Origin of the sequence: Proteiniclasticum ruminis, assembly GCF_900115135.1 — a bacterium.
Lineage (GTDB): Bacteria > Bacillota > Clostridia > Clostridiales > Clostridiaceae > Proteiniclasticum > Proteiniclasticum ruminis_A.
The window spans coordinates 70,043-76,719 of the sequence record NZ_FOVK01000010.1; the positions used below are offsets into that span (position 1 = coordinate 70,043).

The 6,677-nt window shown below is 37.8% G+C and carries 8 protein-coding genes; 5 read left to right on the forward strand and 3 right to left on the reverse strand.

Annotated elements, in window-relative coordinates:
- Positions 1-125: 125 nt before the first annotated feature.
- From BM243_RS15505 to BM243_RS12185, 3 genes are read right to left on the reverse strand one after another with little or no spacing between them, the layout of a single operon-like run.
- Complete coding sequence (locus tag BM243_RS15505; protein ID WP_431602457.1) at positions 126-650, reverse strand: transposase; 525 nt, start codon at positions 648-650, stop codon at positions 126-128.
- A complete protein-coding gene (locus tag BM243_RS15585; RefSeq protein ID WP_083422791.1) occupies positions 616-858 on the reverse strand; it encodes a transposase in 243 nt (80 codons plus the stop codon). Before BM243_RS15585 ends, BM243_RS15505 begins: the two co-directional genes overlap by 35 nt.
- Complete coding sequence (locus BM243_RS12185) at positions 801-1,001, reverse strand: hypothetical protein (RefSeq protein WP_074912623.1); 201 nt, start codon at positions 999-1,001, stop codon at positions 801-803. The genes BM243_RS15585 and BM243_RS12185 overlap by 58 nt, the downstream gene beginning before the upstream one ends.
- Positions 1,002-1,413: 412 nt before the next feature.
- Here BM243_RS12185 and BM243_RS12190 point away from each other — a divergent pair, with 412 nt between their 5' ends.
- From BM243_RS12190 to BM243_RS12205, 5 genes are all read left to right on the forward strand, one after another.
- Positions 1,414-1,686 carry a type II toxin-antitoxin system Phd/YefM family antitoxin gene (locus tag BM243_RS12190; RefSeq protein ID WP_074912624.1) on the forward strand — a complete coding sequence of 91 codons (273 nt, stop codon included), beginning with the start codon at positions 1,414-1,416 and terminating at the stop codon, positions 1,684-1,686.
- Complete coding sequence (locus BM243_RS12195) at positions 1,673-1,987, forward strand: type II toxin-antitoxin system RelE/ParE family toxin (protein ID WP_074912625.1); 315 nt, start codon at positions 1,673-1,675, stop codon at positions 1,985-1,987. The genes BM243_RS12190 and BM243_RS12195 overlap by 14 nt, the downstream gene beginning before the upstream one ends.
- Positions 1,988-2,323: 336 nt before the next feature.
- A complete protein-coding gene (locus BM243_RS12200) occupies positions 2,324-3,844 on the forward strand; it encodes a recombinase family protein (protein WP_074912626.1) in 1,521 nt (506 codons plus the stop codon).
- Between the two features lie 339 nt (positions 3,845-4,183).
- Positions 4,184-4,507, forward strand: a complete 324-nt coding sequence (locus BM243_RS15335; RefSeq protein WP_207646199.1) for a cysteine peptidase family C39 domain-containing protein — start codon at positions 4,184-4,186, stop codon at positions 4,505-4,507.
- A gap of 29 nt (positions 4,508-4,536) precedes the next feature.
- Positions 4,537-6,354: a peptidase domain-containing ABC transporter gene (locus tag BM243_RS12205; protein WP_207646200.1), complete on the forward strand. Its 1,818-nt coding sequence runs from the start codon at positions 4,537-4,539 to the stop codon at positions 6,352-6,354.
- Positions 6,355-6,677 lie beyond the last annotated feature (323 nt).

Sequence of the window (6,677 nt, forward strand, 5' to 3'; positions counted from 1 at the left end):
GACAAGCAGTAAACTTTTAGATTTGAGTCCCTTTGAACAGTCTTTCTGAGTATTCCCCATTTTAGTGTTAGGTAAATAAGCCCAAAGGTTCTTTGGACTTTTAGAAAGCTATGTTCCGAAATTGCTTAGCCCAAGGCTAGGAGATGGATGTTCTCAAATATTTTCAATATGGCTTCTTTGTAAGGTGCACTGCTACAGAGTCTCATCGACATCTTCTTTGCATGAGAAACTGTTTTCCCTGCGATCTTGATGAAGATAGTTCTTAGGGTTGACATTCTGCTTTTCGAGAACTCTTTCGGTAAGACCAGCTGTTTCATAGTATTAACGAGACTGTAGGCAACAGATAGAATCATGGCTTTCGGATAAGTTCTCCGTAAGGAGAACAGAACAGGCTCCAAGAAGTTCACCACACCAGTGGAAGTATACTCACTTCCTTTGCGAAGCATAAACTTCATCAGATCTCCGGTAAGTCCGTCGTAGAGAACCATGGGATGATACCCCGTGGTGTCATAGTGGTAGATATAGGTGCTTTCATCCTGATGACCATGGGTCTCAACATTAGTGGAGTCCAGATCCAAGATAATATGCCGTTTGTCTAAGGGGTTATGTGTCATCTTATAGAGATCCTCCAGAATATCGTTTGAACTTATCGATGTCTTTCTGTTCGGAGGAGTTCAAGGTTCTTGAGCTTGTGGGCTGGGAGGCGAGCGCCTCCTTCTCCATCACCGCTGTAAATACAGGGTCATACCGTAAATGATCTGCAGCATCATCTCTATGATAACCAGCGATATTCAGATAAATCAGCTGTTCAATGACGGAAGAGATGGAGTGAGTCTTTCGGTTATCAGTTCCGAAGATTGGTCAAGAAGGTTGTCAAACCCGATTTTATGGATAAATTCTTTGATGAAGAGCAGTCCGGAATCAGAAGACAGATTTCCACCGCTAAAATCAAAAGAAAATTTGGTATTGTATTGAAGTGCATTTTGCTGTAAACTCATCATGAAAAGAACTCCTTTTTATGTTTTTGTGGTTATTTGCATTTTCACTTTAACATAATTTCGAGTTCTTTTCTTTTATTATTTCTGTCACCCAACGGGTGACAGAGTACAGGTCTTTAGATCATTGGGTTCCAATGGGGTTCCAATGGTTTAAAACGAATCAATCTAAATTATTGAATAATCCAGGGTGAGTTATATAATGATACTGGAGAAGAAATAAACTTTGAAGACTTTGAGTCTGGCATAGAAGTAGAAGTTTGGGTTGAAGGCGGAATGGTCATTGACACTGACCCTGCCTAAGGGGAGGTTGTATTTTTAAAAGTGATTCAATAAATGTGTTATGCCGGCAACCAATTGACAATCTAAAGAAATAAAGGTATAATATCTCTATAAAGATAGATGGGGGGTAGAAGTTATGCCGAATATTAAATCCAGTACTGATTTACGAAATAATTATAATGAGATCTCCAGTTTCTGCCATGAAAGTCGTGAGCCTGTATATATAACAAAAAACGGGCGAGGTGATTTAGCGGTTATGAGTATTGAAACTTATGAAGCAATTAGCGGTAAGCTTGATCTTTATCGTCTTCTTGATGAGGGTAGAACAGCTGTTGAAGCAGGGAAAAAACGTCAGTTGCATGAGGTTATGAAAGACATTAAACAGAGAATAACTGATGACGAAATATAGAGTGGATGTATCTGAACCAGCAGAAAACGACCTTAGCGATATTGTTAAATATATCGCTTCTCAGCTTTCAGCGCCACTGCCAGCTTATCGTATGATGGAAATATTTGAAGAAGCATTAGCGAGCCTGTCTGATTCACCTCAGAGATGTCCGCTTATCGCAGATGAGCGTTTATCACAATTGGGATACAGAAAGTTAATCGTTAAGAACTATGTAGTGTTCTTTTCTGTCGATGAGAAAAACAAGACCGTTGACGTTGAAAGAATTCTATATTCTAGACGTGACTGGCTCAGATTTATTTAACCGGAAAAAAGAACTCACATTACGTACAATTAGTAATGACATTTTCCCCCATACGACCGTTTCTCAAAAACAACAAAAAACCGGTTGATAAGTTTCCCCATACATCGGGGTAACAAATCAACCTTTGACATCAATGGCATCAACTCTGGCCACGTTGAGACGGTAGTATTGCTATCAAGGGTAGAGAAGTAAGAGTGTAGAAATGTGAGTAAATAAGGACTTTCCGTGATTTGAGATCTGGCTCCAAGCCGGAAGGATAATCACGGTTTTTTATGTGAGAAATAAATAGTAATTAGATGAGAAAGGCATAACTGAAATCTATCCAGACGAAAAAGGGTGGGAAGTACAGCCGCAAAAGAAAAAGTAAAGAAACTTCGTGTGGCTGCCTATTGTCGAGTTTCAACAGAAACGGAAGAGCAGAACTCCAGCTATGAGGTTCAGGTAGCCCATTATACAGAGTTCATAAAGAAAAATGATGAATGGGAGTTTGCTGGCATATTTGCAGATGACGGTATTTCTGGCACGAACACGAAAAAACGAGAAGAGTTCAACCGTATGATTGACGAGTGCATGGAGGGGAACATCGATCTGGTTATTACAAAATCCATCAGTCGATTTGCCCGGAACACGCTGGATTGCCTAAAATACATTAGACAGCTCAAGGATAAGAACATTTCAGTGTTTTTCGAGAAGGAGAACATCAACACAATGGATGCCAAGGGAGAGGTTCTGCTTACTATTATGGCATCCCTTGCACAGCAAGAAAGCCAGTCGCTCAGCCAAAACGTAAAGCTTGGACTACAATATCGATATCAACAGGGGAAAGTTCAGGTCAACCACAATCGTTTTATGGGGTACACAAAAGATGATGAAGGTAACTTGGTCATTGTTCCTGAAGAGGCTGAAATCATAAAGCGCATTTACAGAGAATACCTTGAGGGAAAAAGTCTAGCGGGTATTGGTAGGCATCTTGAGAAGGACGGTATTTTAACAGCTGCAGGAAAACCAAGATGGCGACCGGAGACCATAAAGAAGATTCTTATGAATGAGAAATACATTGGTGATGCCCTTTTGCAGAAGACCTTCACAGTAGATTTCCTTACAAAGAAAAGAGTCAAGAATGAAGGTCATGTCCCACAGTATTATGTTGAAAATAGCCATGAGGCGATCATACCAAAGGAACTCTTTCTTCAGGCTCAGGAAGAACTCCATCGCCGGAATAATATTTACACAGGAGCAGATAATAACAAAAGACTGTATAGCAGTAAATACGCTTTGAGCACCATAACCTTCTGCGGGGAATGTGGAGACATTTACAGACGAGTTTATTGGAATATTCACGGGAGAAAGGAGTTTGTTTGGCGGTGCGTTACAAGAATCGACCAAGGACCCAAAGTCTGTAAGAACCGGACGGTAAAAGAAGGAGATTTATATGATGCGGTTATGACTGCGATTAATAGACTTCTTGCCGGGGGTGATAACATGATTAGAACATTGGAAGAAAACATCCATGCGGTAATTGGTGACACCACAGAATATAAGATTTCAGAGATTAACAACCTACTTGAAGAAAAGCAGAAAGAAGTAATCAGCCTCGCCAACAAAGGAAAGGATTACGAATTCTTAGCTGATGAGATTGATAAGCTCCGTGAGAAGCGCCAGAGACTCCTTGTGGAAGATGCATCCTTAAGTGGAGAAAATGAGAGGATAGGCGAGCTGATAGGATTCATCCATAAGAACAAATATCGAACTCTACTCTATGATGATACTTTAGTAAGGAAGCTGATCCAAAACGTCACGGTGTACGAAAAACACTTTGTGATCAGCTTCAAATCTGGCATTGAAATTGAAGTATGAAAAACGGATTGAAATGGCCCATAGCTCTAGTGACGGAGTTATGGGTTTTATTCTGTTATGAAACTTGGAGAGTTATCACTCTATACATAATCATTATTATATTAAATTAGATCGATTCTATGGTTATTCACGTAGTGTGATATTTCGCATTGATGATCAAAAATCATATGGGTAATAGCTGTTCTATTGGCAATAAATCCGTAAAATAATCGTTAATCTGCAATTGATTTAATAAAAATATTAATTCTATTAAACAAAAGGTTCACATGATATATAGTAATATGTTAAAATTTTAGAAAATAAATTATACTATATTAATTTACTGCATGGGGGTATGTTTTGCTAGTTAAAAAGTGGCCTAATATTATACAACATGATGAATCAGATTGTGCTGCGGCAGCTATATCTACTGTTCTTTTAACATATGGGAAAGAATCAACTATCATGAAAATTAGGGAAGTAATTGGAACAGATGCATATGGAACTACTGTCAAGGGGATTGTAGATGGACTGGAGAAATTACATTTTCATGCGAAAGCTGTACGGACTACAGTGGATGAATTGACGCCAGAATTAACTTATCCAGCTATAGCCCAAGTAAAGACACAACAAGGGGTTAATCACTTTGTCGTGATTCATAAAATGAAAAAAATGGGGAGCTAATTATTGCAGATCCGTCAAAAGATATATATGTGACATGCAAAGAAGAGTTTAGTGATATTTTTTCTGGGGTGATTATTTTTCTATCCCCAACAAGTAGCTTTGAATTATTGAAGATCAAAGATAAGGGGATGGGGAGTTTATTCATCAGTCTTATTATTCCTCAGAAGAAATTACTTGGGGCCATTATCTTAGCTTCAGTACTACTAACTTTTTTGGGCATCTTATCGAGTTTCTTCTCTAAGATTGTAATGGATGAAATAATACCATATGAGTTAAAGAGTACCCTTTATGTATTCCTGATCATTTTTATTTTTGTGAGCCTGATCCAAAATCTAGTTTCTACTTTCCGTGAGCATATATTGATTTTTCTCTCAAGAAAAATCGATATCCCTGTTTTGATGGGATATTACGATCATATCATCCATTTACCTTATTCCTTTTTTGGCTCAAGAAAAACTGGCGACATTATCACAAGATTTCAAGATGCAATGACGATAAAAAATATATTTACATCGGTATCACTTTCATTAGGGCTTGATATAACCCTAGCACTTTTAAGTAGTGTACTCCTTTGGAATTTAAACTCAAGGCTCTTTTCAATACTACTAATTATGGTAGCAATCAACATTGTTTTAATTTATTTTTTCAAAAAACCTTATAAGAAAATTAATTATGAACAAATGGAAGCCGGTGCGATGCTGAATGCTCATCTTATTGAATCGATACGAAATATTGAAACTGTAAAATCCTATGGTGATGAAAAGCAACAACTTGAAACTTTAGAAAAGCGATTTGTTCATGCTTTAAAGATAGGATACAAAGAAGGGGTTCTGCAAAATGTTCAAGGGTTCTTCTCTTCTTTTATCAACTCTATCGGAAATGTTATAATGATTGGCTTTGGTGCACTTTTGATTATAGATGGAGAAATAACCATTGGAGATCTTTTAGTGTTCCAAACATTGAGCCAGTTCTTTATTGAACCGGTGCAAAACCTTGTATCTCTACAGATTACATTCCAAGAAGCTCAAGTCGCAATGAACCGTTTAAGTGAACTCATGAGCCTCGAGCGTGAAGATCTAAGCGCAAATGATAAAATGAAAGACTTTGATATTACAGGTGATCTTCAAATGACAGATGTTACTTTCGCCTATGGATCTCGGGCTCCTGTATTAAAAGGTTTAGATTTATATATAAAAAAGGGTGAAAAGGTAGCTTTAGTAGGAGAAAGTGGTGCTGGCAAGAGTACGATTGCTAAACTACTATTATCCTTTGTTAAACCTCAAGAGGGAGAGATATTATTTAATGAATATAGTATCTTAGATATTGACCATAGAGAACTCAGAAGAAAAGTAGCATATATACCACAGAAGATTGATTTATTCTCAGGAACTATACTAGATAATATAAAAGTTGGAAATCCGGAAGCAAAATATGAAGAAATAGTTGCAGCATGCAAACTCTCTGGTGCATCAGAGTTTATTGAAAAGCTGCAGAATCGTTACCATACATTAATCGAAGAAGGAGGTTCTAATCTCTCTGGCGGTGAAAAGCAGCGGATTGCCATCGCAAGAGCTTTGGTTGCAAAAAGTGATTTGTATATCTTTGATGAGGCAACTTCAAATCTAGACTCTTTCAGCGAAAAGAGAATTCAAGATGTTATTTTTAACCGTATTCAAGGGAAGACTACAATAATCATTGCTCATAGACTATCAACCATTTTACAATGTGACCGAATTTTTCTTTTAGAAGGTGGGGCTATAACGGAAACAGGAACCCATAATGAACTAATGGAGAAAAAAGGGAAGTACTATCAACTTGTCAATACCCAGATGTTTTTGCTCTCGTGAAATGACATAAATATGACGGAGTTGTCTGTCCGCAAATAGACGGATATACTGTCCTTAAGAATACTTAAGGAGAAATAGAAAGAGACCCTTCCACCTCATGTTTGCCCAGAGTGTTTGGAAGGGTCCCTTACTAACTTAATAGCATGGTAATTATAACAAACTTTGAATTGGAATGGAATAGTGAAAAGAGCGTTTTTTGTTAGGAGTATGGAGAAAAGTGTATGCCCAATCTGTATGGGGAAACTTGAAGTTATAGGGTCTAGAAGGCGTTATGTGATAGAAGGTACAGGAAGCAGACAAACCCTTATCGTGCGAAGAATGAG